The organism is Ruegeria sp., assembly GCF_965221235.1.
Classification (GTDB): Bacteria; Pseudomonadota; Alphaproteobacteria; order Rhodobacterales; family Rhodobacteraceae; genus Ruegeria.
Genome location: NZ_CBDCRS010000004.1, coordinates 1,076,313 through 1,095,000 on the forward strand (window position 1 = coordinate 1,076,313; position 18,688 = coordinate 1,095,000).

The window sequence follows — 18,688 nt, forward strand, 5'->3', positions numbered from 1 at the left end:
TACCCCCGCCCGGAAATAGTTTTTCGGCGATCAGTGCAGCGTTGCACCTACTGGGACTTGATTTTGTCTGCGGGGGGCTATCGAAACGTACCCCTCAAGGAAATCGGATCTATGCTCGACTTGGCGCACGTTGTCTGCGCCCACTGCCTGTGCCAAATCCGCGACGATTTTGCGGAATTGGTCTGGGCAGCCTGCCGTGATCTTCACTGTCACGTTGGTAGTATTCTTTGTGATCTTCACTTGGTGTTCCTGTGTCGGTTGCGCTGAGGGGCGAACCACTCGCCCCTTTTCAGCCCCCTTATCTGCCCCCTTATTATCTGAGATTGCAAGATATGAAATGAGGACGTATGAAAACCTATACTTTCACAATAATATGTATTTTAATGATTTTTAGAGGTCACCTGAGGGGTTAAGAAACCTCATGAGGAACTAAAAGGGCGGACTTGGTCTCCGCCACCTATCACTGCTGTAGCCGCCGTATCTGGCCATCCCCTGCGGACCTCAACGCAGTGAATTGCCGTACTCCGGTACAGGTTTTGACCTGCTCGCCAGACAATCCTCTCGATTCCCGCGCAACGACGCCGCAGCCTGCTGTTGATGGCGTTCGCAATTCTTCCAACAACAAGTGACGCAACCGTTTCAGCGCCGACCCTTGTCGAATCAAAAAGTTTCGTATTTCGTCGCCGCGATGGTTCTCCGGCCTTGATTACGAGGAAGGGGATAAAAGGGAATACGGTGCGGCCTTGTTTTCAGGTCAAATCCGTGACTGCCCCCGCAACTGTAGGCGGTGAGCGACCCGAGATCGTCCACTGGGCAAATGCCTGGGAAGGATCGGGACAGCGTTGACCCGCAAGTCAGGAGACCTGCCATCCGACTATGAATGAACCTGGGCGGGGTGTCCCAGAGGGAGATGACAGTGTTTCAAGCGGTCCTTGCCGTTCAAAGCCTTGCACTCGCTTTGCCCTCGTCCGAACAAAGGAGGCGATGAGCTTGTCATTGCAGAGACCTGAGACCCAACGCGCGGCGGATTTTGACGCTGGATCGCAATGGGGGCGTTGTCTGACGGAACTCAGCCTGCCGACGCTGATCGCGGGTGCGCTGGCCGTGTCGGCGTTGCTGTGGCTTACCATTTACGCGGTGCTCTGATGTCGGCTGTACTGCAAATCCGCGACCTCACGCTTGGGTACCGCGACCTGACATTATTTCGCCGCCTGTCCATGGACATCGACGCAGGAACGACCTTGGCCGTTTTGGGGGCCAACGGATCGGGGAAAAGCACTTTCGTCAAGATGCTGCTGGGCCTGATGGACCCGCTCTCCGGCTCTCTGAACTGGCCACAGGGTCGCCCTGCTGAAATCGGCTATCTGGCACAAATGACCGAGTTTGACCGGCGTTTTCCCATTCGCGTGCGCGATCTGGCTGCAATGGGTGCGTGGCGCGGGTTTGGCCTCCGCTCGGGGTTGGATAGTGCCGCACGCGACCGGATGACAGCCGCGCTGGATGAGGCCGGAGTACTGGATATCGCCGACCGTCCCCTGCACATGCTGTCAGGCGGGCAACTTCAGCGCGCCCTGTTTGCACGTGTGATCATGCAGGATGCCCCTCTGATCCTGCTGGATGAACCCTTTGCCGCCGTGGATCAAAGCACCGAGGCACATCTGCTGTCGATCATCCGCCGCTGGCGCGACGAAGGTCGCGCCGTGGTGCTGGTGGTGCATGATCTATCGTCGGTGCTGGACCATTGCAGCCACGCGCTGCTGCTGGGCGGACAGGAAGCCACGCATGGCACAGTGAATGACGTCCTGACCCCCGACCGGCTGGTCGCGCAGGGGTATCTGTCCGAAAGTCAGGCGTCCTGGATGTTCCGGGGCAGCCCATCAGCCGTGGAGACCCCGCATGTTTGACCTCCTCTCTGAGATGTGGAACTTTGCCTTCATGCGCCGGGCCTTTGTAGCAACAACAGTGCTGTCGGCCTCGGTCGCGCCGGTGGGGGCTTTCCTCGTGCTGCGGCGCCTGTCCTTGGCGGGCGAGGCGATGGCCCATGCCATTACGCCGGGCATTGTCATCGGCTTTGTCACCGCGTGCCTTTCGGTCATGTCGCTGCTGATCGGCGGGCTGATCGCCGGGGTTGGCGTCGCCATCCTGACCGCGCTGCTGGCCCGTCGCACCATTCTGCGCAGCGATGCCAGCCTTGCCTCGCTCTATCTGATTGCGCTGGCGGTCGGGATATTCATCCTGTCGGCCGCAGGATCTGCCGTACCGCTAAAGAGCTTCCTCTTTGGTTCGATCCTGGGGATTGACGATGCCTCGATGCTGCTTGTGGGCGGGGTGGCAACCGTGACGCTGGTGGCGTTTGCCTTCTTACTGCGCCCGCTGATCGTCAGCACCTGCGACCCGGTGTTTTTTGAAACCCAGACGCGCCGTCCCTGGCTGGTCGATCAGGGTTTCATGTTGCTGCTGGTCCTGAACCTGCTGGCCGCTTTTAAGACTCTCGGGACGCTGATGGCGGTTGGCCTGATGATCCTGCCCGCAACGGCGGCCCGCTATTGGGCCAGCACGATCACCGCGCAGCTGGTTCTGGGCTTTGTCTTTGCCGTATCCAGTTGCTGGATTGGGCTGACCCTGTCTTACCTGTTCCCTGACACCCCGTCGGGTCCGGCCATCGTGCTGGTCGCGGGCGGATTCTTCCTGATCTCGGCCATCTTTGGCCCGCTTGGTTTTGGCGGACGGCTACGCAAACCGTCCGTTTCCAAAGACATCCCTGTTGCGCAAGTTCCACAAGAAGAGAGAGTACAATGACTCTTATGAAATCCCTGTATGCCGGTGTTGCCTCGGCATCCTTCGCTTTGGTCGCATTTTCGGCCGTGGCGGATGAAGACGACGTAAAGATCGTCGCCAGCTTCTCGATCCTCGGTGACATGGTCGAGGAAGTCGTGGGCGATCTGGCCGAGGTGACAACCATCGTCGGCCCTGACGCGGATGCACATGTCTATCAGCCGTCCGTTGCCGACGCCAAGGCCGTGGCGCAGGCGGACATCATCTTTGTCAACGGTTTGGGCTTTGAGACATGGTCCGACACTCTGATCGCAGAGTCCGGCACTGAAGCGACTGTGCATATCGCCACCGACGGCGTCACGCCGGTTGAGGTCGAGGGTGAGATTGACCCGCATGCGTGGAACTCGCTATCGAATGGCGTGATCTACGTGACCAATGTGTCGGAGACATTGCAATCAGCGATGCCCGCGCACGCAGATCAGATCGCTGCCAATGCCGACACCTATATTGCCGAGCTGAAAGCGCTGGATGCGGAAACCAAGGCCAAACTGGCCGGGCTGCCCGCAAACCGCCGCACTGTTGTGACCGCACATGACGCGTTCGGCTATCTGGCGGATGCTTATGGCCTGACCTTCCTGGCACCGGTTGGCATCGACACCGAGGCCGAGCCTTCGGCAAAGGACCTCGCGATTCTGATCGACCAGCTGAAGGCCGAAGGTGCGGCTGCTTTGTTTGTCGAGAACATCGCCAGCCCGGCTCTGGTTCAACAGATCTCGGACGAGACCGGCATCGAGATCGGCGGCCGTCTGTACTCGGACGCGCTGTCCGAACGGGGCGGTCCGGCGACCAGCTATCTGGCCATGTTCCAGCACAATCTCAGCACGTTGCTGAACGCGCTGGACAACCAAACAGCCAGCTAAAAACGCACGGGGCGGGCCTCTGTGGTCCGCCCCTCTGCCTATGCAACCGCAGCAAACACCGAATCTTTTGCCAGTTGCGCAGCTTCCAGGCGCTTGAGTTCTTCTAACGCCCGGCTCTGGTCTCCGGTCCGCGCCAGTGCCGCGTTGTAGGCCCGCAAAACCGAACGTGGCCGCCAGGGCAGAGCCGCCTGCGAGACCCAGGTACGCAAGACCGGCGGCAACCGATCATATTCCCGCATCGGGCTCTCATTTCGACGCCGTTTGCGCAGCTTGGTCTGCCCAAGGTTTCGGCCCATCACTCGGCCTCTTCCAAATCGAAGATCGGGTCCAGCACCATAACCATTCGTGTTTCGCCCGTGCCTGCGATGGGGGGCGAGCGATGCAGCAGGCCCGACGGCGGGGTCTGAGGCCACAACGTGCCGCGCATGATCATTGGAGCCCCGGTTGCGAGGGTGAACACCCGCTTGGGATCTTTGCCATCGGTCGAAATACCATATTGCGTCCCGGTCCCGCGGTATGTGCAGATCAGGCGCGAATGAATGGCGTCGATATGGAATTTCCGGCAGGCATTTGTGCTGATCGCATCCAAACGCAGACGCAGGTAAGGCGCGCGCATGATCGCGGCAAAACGCGCCGCCAAATCAGCGATGTCCGCCTCTAGCCATTGCCGTTCCGCACTGTCCAGAATGCCAGCCATATCGAACAAATGTCGCACTGCGTCCGGTACCGCCGCCGGGCGCAGGATCAACCGACCGGTCGGCAATTGAGCGGGGTCCAGCGCGTTGACCCATGTTTGGACCTCGGACGACAGTTGACGTCGCCAGATCGTTGCGGCGCATCCCGGCATCTCAATCCGGGACAGACCGTCCGGGGTGTCGGCAACACCAACACCCGCGGCGGCATTCCTGATTTCAGTGCGCAGGATATTCACGCTGCATCCTCCACCCGGCGCCACCCCGGGAACGGGTCCGGCAGGTCCAGAGGCAGCGCGTCTGGCCCCGGCGCGGCGCTTTCGGACAGAAGGCAGGCATCAAGCCGGGATTTCAGCGTCGGCCAGTCGATGCCAGCGCCGATAAAGACGATCTCTTGCCGCCGGTCGCCCCATGGCTCTGCCCAGTGCTGCTTAATGTAGTCAAGGACCGAGGGGTGATCGGGCCACCGGGCCTCGGGGACTGAGGCCCACCATGTGCCAATGGGCTGCACGCTGGACAGCGCCCCTGCCAGCGAAAACTCGGCCACCCATTCAGGGCGTGTCGCAATCCAGAAATGCCCCTTTGCCCGGATCACGCCCGGCAAATCCCCGTCCAACAGCGCCAGAATCTTTTCAGGCTCAAACGGTTGGCGCGCGCGATAGACAAAAGAGGCCACCCCGTATTCTTCGGTTTCCGGGACGTGATCGGCAAAACCGTACAGCTCTTTCACCCACATCGGATGTTGATGGGCGACCTCGAAATCGAAAAGGCCCGTGTCAAGGATTGCGTCGCTGTCGACCGCGGAGCGGTTCGTTTCGATGATTTTCGCGTCCGCGTTCAGACTGCGGATGATTTTGCGCGCGGCATCCGTGCGGTCCGGTCCGGCGTCATCGACCTTGTTCAGAATGACCACATCGGCAAACTCGATCTGATCCGTCAGAAGATGCACCAGCGTACGCTCATCTTCTTCCCCCAACGTCTCGCCGCGATCATGCAGGAAGTCGTGGCTCGAGAAGTCTTTCAACAGATTCACCGCATCCACAACCGTGACCATGGTATCCAGACGGGCAACATCCGACAGGCTATCGCCGTCTTCGTCGCGGAAATCAAAGGTCGCCGCGACCGGCAGAGGTTCCGAGATTCCGGTGGATTCGATCAGCAAATAGTCAAACCGGTCTTCTGCGGCCAGCCGTCGAACCTCGGCCAGCAGGTCGTCTCGCAGTGTGCAGCAGATACAGCCGTTGGACATTTCGACCAGCGTCTCATCGGTGCGGCTGAGTTCGGTTTCAGCCCGGACCAGATCGGCGTCGATATTCACCTCGGACATATCGTTGACGATGACAGCAACGCGACGACCTTCGCGGTTGTTCAGCACGCGGTTCAGCAGGGTGGTTTTTCCTGCCCCGAGGAAGCCGGACAGGACGGTAACAGGCAGACGGCTGTCTGCTGTAGAGGTTTCTTGTGTGGCGTCAGGTGTCATTGCGCTTCCCTCGATTCAATATGTAATATCATAACATCTTGAACAACAGAAATGCTGACAATGCAAGGCGTCATGACGGCTTTGGCTTTGAGGGCTGGAATGGGATGGTGTTCAGGTGTTTCGCGGGGTGTCAGGGACACTGGGAACACGAACACTAATTTTCAGCACTGTCTCTAACGGCGACAGGCCCGACCGTCTGTTTCACGGTCGGGCGGGCCAAAAAGATCAAAGGCACTCGGCCAGAGTGTTAGCCATATTGCGGATGAGTTGCGGATACAGCGCCGCTCCGGGCTCAAGATCCGATCCGAGCGGGTCAAGCACGCCGGTACCGGCGTCGACTCCATCCAGAACGGTCGCAACGATGCCGACGTTGAACTGCGGTTCAGCCAAAACGCAATCAACGCCTTCGTCACGGATGCGGCCCTGAATTTCGGCGATGCGCGCGGGGCTTGGGTCTGTTGCGTCACCGATCGAGATCGCGCCCGACGCCGGAAAGTCAAACGCATCTTCGAAATACTGGTACGCGTCGTGGAACACGATGAAGCTGCCTCCGCGTACCGGGTCAAGCGTTTCGGCTACTTCGGCGGACAGCGCCTCCATTTCCGCGCGCGCAGCGGCTGCGTTCGAAAAATAGGCACCGGCGTTGTCCGGGTCGGCCGCAGACAGCTGTGCCGCGATCACGTTCAGCCAGGTTTCTGCATTTGCCGGGGACAGCCAGGCATGCGGGTCATGGTCGCCATGTGCATGGTCATCGTGACCGTGTTCGGCGTGGTCGTCATGATCGTGATCGTCATGGTCCGCGTGATCTTCATGATCGTGGTCATCGTGGTCTTCATGACCGTCATGATCCGCGTGATCGTCGTCATGCGCATGCTCATCGTCATGCGCGTGCTCATCATGCTCGGCATGTTCATCGCCATGATCATGGTCATCGTGCCCATGATCCTCGTGATCGTCATGGTCTTCGTGATCGTCATGATCATCATGATCTCCGTGGTCATGCGCCTCGAACAACGCATTTTCACGGAAGTCGAGGAGAACGGTGCCATCCGCTTCCAGCAGAGTGGTAACGGTAGCCCCATCAGCAAGCGTGTCGATAGCGCCCTCCATCCACGGCGTCAGATCCTCACCGATCCAGAACACCAGATCGGCCTCTTGCAGCGCGGCGGCCTCGGACGGGCGCAAGTTGTATTCGTGGGGCGATGCACCCGGCGAGATGATCAGCTCGGGTGTCCCGACGCCATCCATGACCCGCGCGACCAGAGAGTGAACCGGCGCGATATCGACCGCCACTTTCGGCACATCAGCCAATGCCGTGCCGCCCAATAGCGCAGCAGTAATGGTTAGCGGGAGAAGCTTTCTGGACATCAGACCCTCTGTGTGATTTTATAACGTTACGAGCGGCATACATGATATGGAATAACATGACAAGTGAGACGCACCCTGCCCCGGCTGACGGATCGGCCCCTGTTGGGTTCCACGACCATGACCACGCCCATTGCGTGGAAACCGCGCTGGCCAACGCGGAAGCCCGCTGCAAAGAGGAAGGCCTGCGCCTGACCCCCGTTCGGCGCAAGGTGCTAGAGATGCTGGTGCAAGAGCACCGGGCGCTGGGTGCCTATGCTATTCTTGACCGTCTGCGCGAAGAAGGGTTCGGCTCACAGCCACCGGTGGCCTATCGCGCGCTGGATTTTCTTGTGCAAAACGGCTTCGTCCACAAGATCGAGCGTCTGAACGCGTTTGTTGCCTGCGCGCACCCCGGGGCCGATCACTCTCCTGCGTTTATGATATGCAGAAAGTGCGATGCCGTGGCCGAAGCCCACTCGGCACCCGCCAAAGGTATTCTACGCGATGCTGCGCGCGCTGCGGGTTTCGAGATTGAGCGAACAGTTGTAGAAGCCGAGGGAATCTGCCCGGACTGCACCGAAAAGGCGTGAAATGACCTTGATCACCGTTGAAAACCTCAGCGTGCGCTATGGCGCAAATACCGTTCTGCGTCATGTGGATATGGTGATTGAGCCCGGTGAGATCGTCACAATCGTCGGCCCCAACGGGTCGGGCAAAACCAGCCTGTTGCGCGCCATCATCGGTGCCACCAAACCGTCTGTGGGGCGCGTTGTCCTAAAGCGCGGTCTCAAGATCGGATATGTACCACAAAAGCTGCATATCGACCCGACCCTGCCGATCTCGGTCGAGCGGTTCATGCGCCTGACCCATCGTGTTTCGCAAGCCCAATGCACTCAGGCACTTAAGGCTGCCGGGGTGCCAGACCTTTTGAAACGCCAGATGTCGCAACTGTCCGGCGGCCAGTTCCAGAGGGTTTTGCTGGCGCGCGCTCTGATCAACCGCCCGGACGTTCTGCTTCTGGACGAAGCAACGCAGGGGTTGGACCAGCCAGGATCGGCCGCCTTTTACCAGCAGATCGAAGAGGTGCGCCGTGAAACCGGTTGCGCGATCCTGATGATCAGTCATGAGCTGCACGTCGTCATGAGCGCTTCGGACAGGGTGATCTGCCTGAACGGGCATGTCTGTTGCGAAGGCTCTCCGGCTGTGGTGGCATCGGCCCCGGAATACCGGGCACTGTTCGGAACTGGTACTGGCGGGGCGCTGGCCTTATACCGCCATGACCACGACCACGATCATGACCATTGTGACCATTCCCAGGAAGCCGCAGAATAATGCTTGATGACTTCATGACGCGCGCAACGCTTGCGGGCATTGGCGTGGCTTTTGCAGCAGCGCCACTTGGGTGCTTTGTCGTCTGGCGCCGGATGGCCTATTTCGGAGACGCAACCGCTCACGCCGCGATCCTTGGCGTGGCTCTGTCCCTGACCTTTCAGATGTCCGTCTTTGCCGGAGCGCTGATGGTCGCACTTGCCATGGCGCTGACCGTAACGCTGCTGTCGGGGCGGGGCTATGCGATGGACACGCTTTTGGGCGTCATGGCGCATTCCGCGCTGGCCTTCGGCCTTGTCGCCGTTTCGTTTCTGTCCGGTGTTCGCATCGACCTGATGGCCTATCTCTTTGGCGACATTCTGGCCGTTTCCCGTACCGATCTGATTGTCATCTGGGGCGGGGCCGCATTGGTCATCGCGCTGATCACATGGCGCTGGTCGCAGCTGCTGACCGCAACGCTGAACGAAGAACTGGCTTATGCCAGCGGTTTTGACCCCAAGCGCGAACAGCTGATCCTGACACTGGCGCTGGCCGTGACAGTGGCTGTGGCGATCAAGGTTGTGGGGGTTCTGCTGATCGCCGCAATGCTGATCATCCCGGCCGCGGCCTCGCGCAGCCTGTCACGCTCGCCCGAGACAATGGCGTTGATCGCAGCCGCTATCGGAGCGTTCTCGGCCGCCGCCGGGCTGAGGGCGGCATATGTGTTGGACACGCCAGCTGGCCCTTCGATTGTCTGCGTAGCGGCGATCGTATTCGCGGTGCTCAGCTTAGTCGGATGGCAATCCCGACACAGACTTTGAACCAGCTGCAGGCAGTGTTCTGCCGTCAGCCGAAGACCGAGGGTTGCGATACGTCGCGCGGCAGTAAGCTACGTCACTAGCCCTACGTCGCGGCTCAACACTCTACGGGCATTCCACACGCAGTGGTCCAATTGGACACAAAGCACCCGAGCCAGTAACACTCGTTGTAGGGCGGCTGGTTGAGGATGCCGACCATTTGACTGGCTTAAACCGTGTTCATTTCAAGCTGGAACAATCGGGGTCTCGTCGAGGTATTTGTTATGAACCTTTCGCGATAGTCGCTGTTACTTGTCATATTTTTTGACTTAGTGGGCTTTGGGTTAATCCCGCCGATTTTCAACACCAACCTGTTGGACCCGCAGCAGACCTTCCTGCCGCATGACACCCCAACCCTCATTCGTCAGTTCGACTGCACTATTCTCATAGCCGTTTTCTTTCTGTTTTACATTTTCGGCGCCCCATTCATTGCGAAAGTGTCGAATTATACTGGTCGCAAAGGGGGTATCATGATCTGCCTGAACGGCACCTTGGTCGGATATCTTCTTACCGTGGCCGCAATCACGACATCCAACTATTGGCTGCTGCTTTTGGGGCGCGCGATTTCCGGCTTTGCAACCGCCAATCAGCCTATCGCTCAGGCTGCATTGATCGACAGTAAGCGTTGCATCTGACCCCCAAATTGGCGTCTTCCGGCATAGGCATCTAAAGCCGATATTGGCGCCACGCGCCAATACGGAAATTCATATTTGTGTCCTTACGGCCCACAGCCGACACTGTTCGCTTGAGCGTGCCGCTCTGCAGCATTCCGCAAAGCGGCCCCACCCTCAATCACAGTTTCGTTGCTTTCAACTCTTCGGCCCGACAATAGGCCAATCTATTTTTGCTAAGCTGGAGCTCGCCGCGCTCTCAAATACGGCTAGGGCAATTTCAAAAGGTGACATCGTCCCGAGCTGGCGAATTTGTTGGGAACTTTCACGATCCATTCCGAAAACGTAAAGTGGTTAACGTTGACCTCATTCAAGAAGCGGTAAACTTGTTTTCGAGAAAGAGCGAAACAGAATACCCGACTATCGCGCCGCTCATCCATCGGCTTGCTGAAGCGCAACGAACATTTGGCAGATACGCGAAAGAAGATCGAATACTTGATCTAACGATCATCTTTGAACGTTATTACCCGAAAGAAAATACACGTAGCAAACAATTGAATAAGAAGGTTTCAAGTGCTTTGGGTGGCAGTGACGCAGAGATCACGGAGACGGAAGAGGCCTTCAGACATTTTTATAAAGTTCGAAGCGCCATAATCCACGGAGCAAAAAGAGAGAGTGATAAGGAACTATTGCAGGAAATCGACGTCGCATTGGAAAACGGCTCTCATGCGTTGACCCACTTCATTTTTGAATTTTCTGGGCCACAGTCGACGGTCGTCCTTCCCAACGGGAATTGAGTAGCCATAAGCTGGAAGACTTTTTCGATTTTCTGGTCACTTGCGAGTTCACCTAGAGCTTGAGAATTCATGATGCCTGTATCCTTTTGGAGGCATCATATACTTCTAGGTGTTGGCTGATGAGGTGCTATCTAAAGCCTTTCGAGATTAGTTTGCAACATATCCTGCGGCCTTGAAGTAGTTCCAGCACTCTGTTGGATCGTAGAGATCGCAGATTGATCCGATAGCCTCGAAGACTTCGGTGAAGGTTCTCGCCCCGATCCGTCTCAAATGGGCTTTCAGTTTTGAGAAAGCTAGTTCGATGGGGTTCAGGTCGGGCGAGTATGGTGGCAGGTAGAGAAACCAACATCCATGGTCACGCAGGGCCTGTGCTGCCTCTTTGTTCCGGTGCGTGGCTAGGTTGTCGAGGATGACGACAGTGCCGGGCGCTATTTCCTTGACGAGGACTTCTCGGATGTAGGCGGCGAATGCCGGGCCATCCATTGCGCCCTTGATGACCCACGGCGCGATCAACGCGTCCTGAGTCAGCCCCGCGATCAGCGTCTGTGTACCCCAACTGCCAAACGGCGCGTCCATGGTCAGCCGTTCTCCTTGAGGTGCCCAGCCACGGAGCCGGGTGAGGTTCGTCTTTACCGCCGTTTCGTCGATGAACACCACGCGGTCCGGCATTCGGGCGATGGCTGGCGAACGATAAGCAGACCAATCGTCGCGCTGTCGTCTTACCTTGGCGCGACGGCGTTCGGTGGCCACCAGCGACTTTTTTTGTGAGTGAAGCCAAGGCGCTTCAACAATCCGGCAATGGCCGAATGATGAACAGTGATCCCCACAGCATCGGCAAGCGCATCGCGCAACTCGAAAAGGGTAATGTCGGGGTCTTGAGCTAACAACTCGCGGAAGAACCCGACATGGGGTGCCAACTTTCCGCTGCCCGGTGGACGCCCCATCGGGGCAATTTGGGCCGCGCCAGACGCGTGTATCTGGCGTCTCCAACGCGCACCGGTCGCGGCGGACACCTGAAGACGGCGCGACGCCTCCCTCCCTGACAGCCCTTCTTCGATCAAGCGCGCAAAACGATCTCGTAGTTCCTTTGGCAACGGTGCTGGCATATTCCTGATCCTCCCAAAAAGGGTGAATCACAAATCAAACCTCAGGGGAACCCTGCCGATTCAAACTTTGCTCGAAAAGCTTTAGTACTACAGTTGCGCATTGAGGCGGGACTTTCGATGGGCTCTGGCAGCAGCGGCCTGATGTGTTCTTCGCCAGAGGGACCATCCGAGAATGAAGGCGTCAGAAGGGGGCGTTGGGAGAATGAGGCGCGCGATCAATCTGAGGATTTCAACGGTCGAAAGAAAGCTTGGCGTAGTATATATCTCGGTTCGCAGAAAGCCTATGCGCTGCGGCCCGTTGCCGGACTCGTTTTGTTCACTTTCCCGAATGCATTGCGGCGCTGGTCCGCGCTGAGCTTTGCCAGAAATGCGGCGGTGTGTACGCCGTCAACCATTTTGTCCGGTAGCGACAACCTCGTTGTCCGGTTTTAGCCGCAGTTCATGACGTGTTTATGGTCTGGTTTGCTTCTCCTTCAGGTTTTGGCTTTTCCGGTGGATTTTTGTTTTGGCCGACGTTGATTTTCAGCTGAGCGTCGCCTGTAGCTTTCGAAGTTCATCTCGAGGATCGTGGCGTGATGAACCAACCTGTCGATGGCTGCGACGGTAACAGCTTGGTCGGGGAAGATTTTGCCCCATGCACTGAATGGCTGGTTGGCAGCGATCGCAAGGCTTCGGTTTTCATAGCGCCGTGCGATAAGTTCGAAGAGAACAGAGCTTTCGGCGTGGTCTTTCTGGGCATATGTGATGTCGTCCAGAATGACGAGATCGAATTTGTCGAGTTTGGCCAGTGCAGTTTCCAACACGAGATCTCGCCGGGCAGCCTGAAGTTTCTGTACCAGATCGGTTGTTCGCGTGTAGAGGACGCGATTCCCGGCTTCGATCAGAGCATGTCCTATGGCGCAAAGAATATGCGTCTTGCCCGCGCCGGAGTTTCCGATGGCGATCAGATTGGCGCCGGTTTCAACCCAGTCGCCTGCTGCGAGCGCCTCGATCCGGGCTTGTGACAGCTCAGGTACGGCTTTGAACTCGAATGTGGCCAGGGTTTTTCCGCCGGGCAGGCCCGATTGGCCCAGGTGGCGTCGAATGCGGCGTTCCTCGCGCTCAGCCAATTCGATCTCGGCTAGAGTGGCCAGCAACCTGGCTGCAGGCCAGTTCTCGGTATCGGCCTGTTGCGCGAAGCGCTCCCAGTGGTGCTGGAAGCTGGGCAGACGCAAAGCGGTGAACAGGGCGGGCAAGGCGTGCACATCGACAGTTTGTGGTTTGGACACCTGTGTCATGTGCGCACCTCCAGCAAGCGATCGAAGCTGGACAGATCCGTCAGTCTGACCTTTCGGTCTTCCGGCAATTCCGTGCGTGACCCAAGGAGTTGTTTCCGCAGGGTTTTGGCATCTGGCAATGCGCCATTTGCAAAGTCCCCGGCGATCAGCGCGGCCAGGTCTGCCTCGCAGTTCTCGCTATGGGCCAGCCAGAGCAGATCGACCATGCGTTTGCAAGCCTCTTTGCGGGGCAAAACCTCGGAGAGGCGGTTCCAGGCCTCAGCGTATTCGGACCTGGGGAAGAGATTGTCGCGATAGACGGAATTTGCCAAAGCCTGAGGCTTGCGACGCAGGGCATGGATGACATGCCGGTAATTGATGCTATGGATACGTTTACCGTCCTTGCGCCCGCGCATGCGGGGATGGGAGACCACATGCGTGGCCCCGAGATAGGCTTCGATCCGGTCGTCATAGACGTGAACGCGCAAGCGCTGGCCGATGAACTGCGAGGGCACGGAATAGAACACGCTGTGGACCAGGAAACCTCCGGTCCTGACAACACGCACGACAAGTTCGGTGAAGTCGGTGGTGCGCTGCGTGGGCAGCGGCTTGAGGTGTTGCAACTCGACTTTTATCTTGTCCTCACGGCGGCGGTTGCGGCGGGCGACAACTTCGTCGACAAACCGGCGCCAGGCATCGATGTCGGGAAAGTCCCGCGATCCCCGCAGGATCAGAGCCTGATCCAAAGCCACCTTGAGATGATTGTTGTGTGCTTCGATCGCGCCATTCTCATGGGCTTCGCCGGGATTATTGCGGCTCGCGACCATCCCATAGTGCCGACAGAACGCCTCATAACGTTCGGTGACATCCCTGGTCGCATCCTTGTCGAGATTGCGATACGCGGCCGACAGGCTGTCGGTTCTGCTCTCCTGCGGCACGCCCCCAAGTGTCCAGAGCGCATTCTGAAGGTTTTCAGCCAGTGCCGTGAAACTCTCCCCGCCCAGAACCGGCGCGGCATGCTCCCAGCCGCTGTAGGCGAGAACAAAGTGGAAAAGCCGATGAAGCAGCAAATGACCGGCGATTGTCACGCCGAGTTCAGTCGCATCGGTGAAGTCCGACAGTCCCATACGCCCTGGCTCCGGGGACTGGCGAAAGATCACGTCGCGCTCGGGGCCATGCAGGGCGCGCCACTCCCGAACCCGTCGTTCCAGCGTCCGCCGGACCCGATCATCGGGGAAGCCGTCAGGATCCAGCATCTGCAAATGACGGAGCAACGTCACAGCTTGCACGGAAGAATCCCGTTCGAGGAGCGGGATCAGGATAGGCTGCCACACAGCCTCCAAAGGATCAGGGACGGTGCGACCACGGACTGGTTTGCGCTGCGAAGGCAGTACCGGGTTTGCTTCAATCCTGCGCCCGGTGCGTTCGCTGAAACCGGCACGGGCTGCGGCAACACGTTGGTTATGAAAGGGTCGGTCGGACATGTACAATCTCATTTGCTGGTCGGTGACGGGTTTCCCCGGCATTCGGAACCTCCGTATTCACGTTCAGAGGTCTCCAACCTACCGGGCCACAGCGGCCAGCACCTACCCCGTACCCCTCCCAAAAGGGCCGATCCGGTGGCTCAAACCTCCAATCGGGCTCCGCCCTCATTCCGGTTCAAGCCACCGGCCAACTTGGCTGTCGGTGCCGGTCAACTTGGTTGTCGCTCATCAGCGGTGGCCATCACAAGGCTCATATGCCGGTGCCAGCCATGCCAGGACCGGGCCTCGCAATGGTCCAGGCCCAGATCATCCTTTGCCCTGAGAAAACACTCTTCAATAGTCCAGCGCAGCCCGGCCGCAGCGGCCAGTTCCGCCAAGGTGGTATTGGCGGGCGCATAAGCGAAGTAATAGGCTATGGAAGCGCGATCATGACGGCTCCTGCGCGCCAGAACCCATTTGATAAACCCGTCTTTGGTCTGTTTACCGATGGGCAGACGCGCCCACTCGTAAAGGCGCGGTCCTTTCGCGCCCTCTCCGGCGGCAAGAGGTCGCCAGGCTTCGGGGCCCAGTTCTCCGGTCAGGGTGGCGGGATCGGTCTGGATGAGGTGATCGTCTTCGACAAGACGCAGTGTATGCGTGGACTTCACCGCCAATACATAGGACTGCCCGCGCTGCTCCAGCATGCGCCGGAACCCGCTGTCGGACCCGTAAACAGCATCGGCCAGCACAAAGGCGCAGGGGACACCTTCATCAAGGAGACGGGAAACCATCGCGCGAGCCATCTGCGGCTTGGTGGCAAATCCCACCTCCTGCGGGACATGAGCTTTGGCACGGCGATCCGGATCCTCCGCCCACGCCTTCGGCAGATAGAGTTGCCGATCGATCAGCGCATGACCCCAGCGGCTCGCATAAGCGGCAAATACCCCGATCTGACAGTTCTCTACCCGCCCCGCTGTACCCGAATACTGTCGGGCAACCCCAACCGAATGCTCGCCCTTCTTCAAAAAACCGGTCTCGTCCACAACAAGAACACCTTCAGGATCGCCAAGAATGTCAACGGCATATTTGCGAACAAGGTCACACAGCGCATCGGCGGACCAGGAAGAGCGCCCCAGCAGCGACTGTATCCGATACGGCTTGTCAAAACCGGCTTCTTCCGAAAGCATCCAGCCCGTCTTGCGTTCAGCCCCCGACAGCAAGCCGTCTATGAAGGCACCCGCTGTCCGGCGCTGTTCAATACGCCGGAAGGCCGGGGCAACAAAAGACTTCAATTCTTCCAGAGACTTGCGCCAGTCAACAAGCGTTTCCCTCCAGACCGAAACCGCCATCTCCAAAACCTCCCAATTACCAGATCACCAGTAATGAATCAGAGATCAAGTCAATGCGCAACTGTAGTATTAGGGGGTCGGATGCAACGCTTACGATCGACATCAGCCACGACGATCAGGAAAAGCCCTGTCGCCTTCGAACGGAAAGTCGCTTAAACGTACACTTGGAGCAGCACTAAAGCGTGACATGTCCAAACAGTCCAGTGGACTGTTTGTAGATCGAGCGGGCTGTTTGGTTTTTGACGCTGGTTGCCGGCGTTGGATTTGACCCTGTGCCCTTCAGGTTATGATCCTGGCGAGGTGAAGACGTTAGGCGGTTGATCCGGGGGATCAATTTTAGTCTGAACGGGCTGTTTTGAGAGTTTCCGACCTGGTTGCGGGAGTAGGATTTGAACCTACGACCTTCAGGTTATGAGCCTGACGAGCTACCGGGCTGCTCCATCCCGCGACACTAGGTTGGCCTATCGCTTACGCTACTTGAGGCCGGGGTCGGTAATTCTGATATCGTATTAGAGAGAGGGGGGATTTTACTAGGTTTGGCGGTGACCTACTCTCCCGGGGCTTAAGCCCAAGTACCATTGGCGCGGCAGTGCTTAACTTCCGGGTTCGGGATGGGACCGGGTGTTTCACTTGCGCTATGACCACCAAACCGAGGAAAATCCCCGTCGCTCTTTTTGCTTTGCAAAAAGGCGACGCGCGGGAGGCAGCGTCTTTTGTTCACAAAAGGCACGTTCCCGCACGGTTATAGTATCAATCAACATCGCGGCTAGGTGCTGCGACGCTATCCTTAGTCAAGGTCGGTGTATGCTTTGGTCTTGTCTTTCCATTACTGGATCAAATCAAGCCTATCGGGCGATTAGTACCGGTCAACTGAACGCATTACTGCGCTTACATCTCCGGCCTATTGACGTGGTGGTCTTCCACGGCCCTCAGGGAGACCTTGTTTTGAGGGGGGCTTCCCGCTTAGATGCCTTCAGCGGTTATCCTGTCCGATCATAGCTACCCAGCACTGCCGTTGGCACGACAACTGGTCCACCAGTGGATCGTTCACCCCGGTCCTCTCGTACTAGGGGCAACTCCTCTCAAGTCTCCTACACCCACGGCAGATAGGGACCGAACTGTCTCACGACGTTCTAAACCCAGCTCACGTACCTCTTTAAACGGCGAACAGCCGTACCCTTGGGACCTGCTCCAGCCCCAGGATGAGATGAGCCGACATCGAGGTGCCAAACACTGCCGTCGATATGGACTCTTGGGCAGTATCAGCCTGTTATCCCCGGCGTACCTTTTATCCGTTGAGCGATGGCCCTTCCACTCGGGACCACCGGATCACTATGGCCGTCTTTCGACTCTGCTCGACTTGTCAGTCTCGCAGTCAGGCTGGCTTCTGCCATTGCACTCAACGAGCGATTTCCGACCGCTCTGAGCCAACCTTCGCGCGCCTCCGTTACGCTTTAGGAGGCGACCGCCCCAGTCAAACTACCCGCCACGCAGGGTCCCGGATCCGGATAACGGACCGCGGTTAGACATCAAGAGTGCGAAGGGTGGTATCTCAAGGGAGGCTCCACGGATACTTGCGTTTCCGCTTCAAAGCCTACCACCTATCCTGCACATCACAATCCTGATGCCAGTGCGAAGCTGTAGTAAAGGTGCACGGGGTCTTTCCGTCTAACCGCGGGAAGCCTGCATCTTGACAGGCAATTCAATTTCGCTGAGTCGATGTTGGAGACAGCGGGGAAGTCGTTACGCCATTCGTGCAGGTCGGAACTTACCCGACAAGGAATTTCGCTACCTTAGGACCGTTATAGTTACGGCCGCCGTTTACCTGGGCTTCAATTCAAGGCTCTCACCTCTCCTTTTAACCTTCAGGCACCGGGCAGGCGTCAGACCCTATACGTCGTCTTGCGACTTCGCAGAGCCCTGTGTTTTTAATAAACAGTCGCCACCCCCTGGTTTGTGCCCCCAGCCCCTAGTTGCCTAGGAACCGGGCCTCCTTCTCGCGAACTTACGGAGGTATTTTGCCGAGTTCCTTCAACATCGTTCTCTCAAGCGCCTTGGTATGCTCTACCAGTCCACCTGTGTCGGTTTAGGGTACGGTCTGATGGAGGGCTATTTCCAGGAACCACTCAGCAGCCCAACCAATCCGATAAGATTGAACTACACCTGTGATCCGTCACATCCTCCTGGCCTAGGAATATTAACCTAGTTCCCATCGCCTACGCCTTTCGGCCTCGGCTTAGGGGCCGGCTTACCCTGCTCAGATTAGCTTTAAGCAGGAACCCTTGGACTTTCGGCGAGAGTGTCTCTCACACTCTTTGTCGCTACTCATGTCATCATTCTCACTAGTGATCTCTCCACCGGATCCCTCACAGGCCGGCTTCATCGAAAGAACTCGATCCGTCATTACATCCACTGATATTTCACAGAAAGATGCAAATACGGATGAGTTCTATGTCACACTACGCTCTGCTACCATGCCTTACGGCATCCTAAGCTTCGGCTCATGGCTTGAGCCCCGTTACATCTTCGCCGCAGGACAACTTATTTAGACCAGTGAGCTGTTACGCTATCTTTAAAGGATGGCTGCTTCTAAGCCAACCTCCTGGTTGTTTTGGTCGTCCCACCTGCTTTCCCACTTAGCCATGAATTGGGGGCCTTAGCTGTAGGTCAGGGTTGTTTCCCTCTCCACTACGGACGTTAGCATCCGCAGTGTGTCTGCCATCTAGT

Annotated in this window: 16 protein-coding genes, 1 tRNA gene, 2 rRNA genes, 1 pseudogene and 1 riboswitch (1 of these 21 running past the window's edge); of the genes and pseudogenes, 9 read left to right on the forward strand and 11 right to left on the reverse strand. The window is 57.9% G+C overall.

Annotation, left to right across the window (positions count from 1 at the left end; all coding sequences use genetic code 11):
* Positions 1 to 672 precede the first annotated feature (672 nt).
* Positions 673 to 886: riboswitch (cobalamin riboswitch) on the forward strand.
* A 98-nt stretch (positions 887 to 984) separates the two neighbouring features.
* The 4 genes from ACOQOY_RS08415 to ACOQOY_RS08430 are packed head-to-tail and all read left to right on the forward strand — an operon-like array spanning position 985 to position 3,695.
* A complete protein-coding gene (locus ACOQOY_RS08415; RefSeq protein WP_420585007.1) occupies positions 985 to 1,146 on the forward strand; it encodes a hypothetical protein in 162 nt (53 codons plus the stop codon).
* Positions 1,146 to 1,904 carry a metal ABC transporter ATP-binding protein gene (locus ACOQOY_RS08420; protein ID WP_420585008.1) on the forward strand — a complete coding sequence of 253 codons (759 nt, stop codon included), beginning with the start codon at positions 1,146 to 1,148 and terminating at the stop codon, positions 1,902 to 1,904. The genes ACOQOY_RS08415 and ACOQOY_RS08420 overlap by 1 nt, the downstream gene beginning before the upstream one ends.
* A complete protein-coding gene (locus ACOQOY_RS08425; RefSeq protein ID WP_420585009.1) occupies positions 1,897 to 2,799 on the forward strand; it encodes a metal ABC transporter permease in 903 nt (300 codons plus the stop codon). The genes ACOQOY_RS08420 and ACOQOY_RS08425 overlap by 8 nt, the downstream gene beginning before the upstream one ends.
* A complete protein-coding gene (locus ACOQOY_RS08430; protein WP_420585010.1) occupies positions 2,796 to 3,695 on the forward strand; it encodes a metal ABC transporter solute-binding protein, Zn/Mn family in 900 nt (299 codons plus the stop codon). The genes ACOQOY_RS08425 and ACOQOY_RS08430 overlap by 4 nt, the downstream gene beginning before the upstream one ends.
* Before the next feature lie 38 nt (positions 3,696 to 3,733).
* Here ACOQOY_RS08430 and ACOQOY_RS08435 read toward each other — a convergent pair whose 3' ends face one another.
* From ACOQOY_RS08435 to ACOQOY_RS08450, 4 genes are all read right to left on the reverse strand, one after another.
* A complete protein-coding gene (locus ACOQOY_RS08435) occupies positions 3,734 to 3,991 on the reverse strand; it encodes a DUF6525 family protein (protein ID WP_420585011.1) in 258 nt (85 codons plus the stop codon).
* A complete protein-coding gene (locus ACOQOY_RS08440) occupies positions 3,991 to 4,626 on the reverse strand; it encodes a DUF1826 domain-containing protein (RefSeq protein WP_420585012.1) in 636 nt (211 codons plus the stop codon). Before ACOQOY_RS08440 ends, ACOQOY_RS08435 begins: the two co-directional genes overlap by 1 nt.
* Positions 4,623 to 5,867: a GTP-binding protein gene (locus ACOQOY_RS08445; RefSeq protein WP_420585013.1), complete on the reverse strand. Its 1,245-nt coding sequence runs from the start codon at positions 5,865 to 5,867 to the stop codon at positions 4,623 to 4,625. Before ACOQOY_RS08445 ends, ACOQOY_RS08440 begins: the two co-directional genes overlap by 4 nt.
* 225 nt (positions 5,868 to 6,092) lie before the next feature.
* A complete protein-coding gene (locus ACOQOY_RS08450; RefSeq protein WP_420585014.1) occupies positions 6,093 to 7,235 on the reverse strand; it encodes a zinc ABC transporter substrate-binding protein in 1,143 nt (380 codons plus the stop codon).
* A 56-nt stretch (positions 7,236 to 7,291) separates the two neighbouring features.
* Here ACOQOY_RS08450 and ACOQOY_RS08455 point away from each other — a divergent pair, with 56 nt between their 5' ends.
* The 5 genes from ACOQOY_RS08455 to ACOQOY_RS08475 all read left to right on the forward strand — a co-directional run bounded on the left by ACOQOY_RS08455 (position 7,292) and on the right by ACOQOY_RS08475 (position 10,787).
* Positions 7,292 to 7,804 carry a Fur family transcriptional regulator gene (locus ACOQOY_RS08455; RefSeq protein ID WP_420585015.1) on the forward strand — a complete coding sequence of 171 codons (513 nt, stop codon included), beginning with the start codon at positions 7,292 to 7,294 and terminating at the stop codon, positions 7,802 to 7,804.
* Between the two features lies 1 nt (position 7,805).
* Positions 7,806 to 8,546, forward strand: coding sequence for a metal ABC transporter ATP-binding protein (locus tag ACOQOY_RS08460; protein ID WP_420585016.1), 741 nt, complete (start codon positions 7,806 to 7,808; stop codon positions 8,544 to 8,546).
* Positions 8,546 to 9,343, forward strand: a complete 798-nt coding sequence (locus ACOQOY_RS08465) for an iron chelate uptake ABC transporter family permease subunit (protein ID WP_420585017.1) — start codon at positions 8,546 to 8,548, stop codon at positions 9,341 to 9,343. The genes ACOQOY_RS08460 and ACOQOY_RS08465 overlap by 1 nt, the downstream gene beginning before the upstream one ends.
* 293 nt (positions 9,344 to 9,636) lie before the next feature.
* The gene (locus ACOQOY_RS08470) at positions 9,637 to 10,014 is read left to right on the forward strand and encodes an MFS transporter (protein ID WP_420587225.1); all 378 of its coding nucleotides are present in this window, start codon (positions 9,637 to 9,639) and stop codon (positions 10,012 to 10,014) included.
* A 326-nt stretch (positions 10,015 to 10,340) separates the two neighbouring features.
* Positions 10,341 to 10,787: a hypothetical protein gene (locus ACOQOY_RS08475; protein WP_420585018.1), complete on the forward strand. Its 447-nt coding sequence runs from the start codon at positions 10,341 to 10,343 to the stop codon at positions 10,785 to 10,787.
* 147 nt (positions 10,788 to 10,934) lie between these two features.
* On the opposite strand, the gene ACOQOY_RS08480 is transcribed toward ACOQOY_RS08475, so the two are convergent.
* The 7 genes and pseudogenes from ACOQOY_RS08480 to ACOQOY_RS08510 form a co-directional block, all read right to left on the reverse strand.
* Positions 10,935 to 11,893, reverse strand: a protein-coding gene (locus tag ACOQOY_RS08480) for an IS630 family transposase (protein WP_420583699.1) whose coding sequence is annotated in 2 segments (ribosomal slippage) — positions 10,935 to 11,549 and positions 11,552 to 11,893 — 957 coding nt in all. Because the reading frame shifts where the segments join, the coding sequence is not laid out codon by codon here.
* Positions 11,894 to 12,366: 473 nt separating this feature from the next.
* Positions 12,367 to 13,170, reverse strand: a complete 804-nt coding sequence (gene istB, locus ACOQOY_RS08485) for an IS21-like element helper ATPase IstB (protein ID WP_420583779.1) — start codon at positions 13,168 to 13,170, stop codon at positions 12,367 to 12,369.
* Positions 13,167 to 14,675: an IS21 family transposase gene (gene istA / locus ACOQOY_RS08490; protein ID WP_420583780.1), complete on the reverse strand. Its 1,509-nt coding sequence runs from the start codon at positions 14,673 to 14,675 to the stop codon at positions 13,167 to 13,169. The genes istB and istA overlap by 4 nt, the downstream gene beginning before the upstream one ends.
* Before the next feature lie 188 nt (positions 14,676 to 14,863).
* Positions 14,864 to 15,961, reverse strand: a pseudogene (locus tag ACOQOY_RS08495) (IS701 family transposase); the annotation flags it as partial.
* 371 nt (positions 15,962 to 16,332) lie between these two features.
* Positions 16,333 to 16,409 (reverse strand) — tRNA-Met (locus ACOQOY_RS08500).
* A gap of 86 nt (positions 16,410 to 16,495) precedes the next feature.
* Positions 16,496 to 16,610 (reverse strand): 5S ribosomal RNA (gene rrf / locus ACOQOY_RS08505).
* Between the two features lie 186 nt (positions 16,611 to 16,796).
* Positions 16,797 to 18,688 (reverse strand): 23S ribosomal RNA (locus ACOQOY_RS08510); it runs 951 nt beyond the window's last position.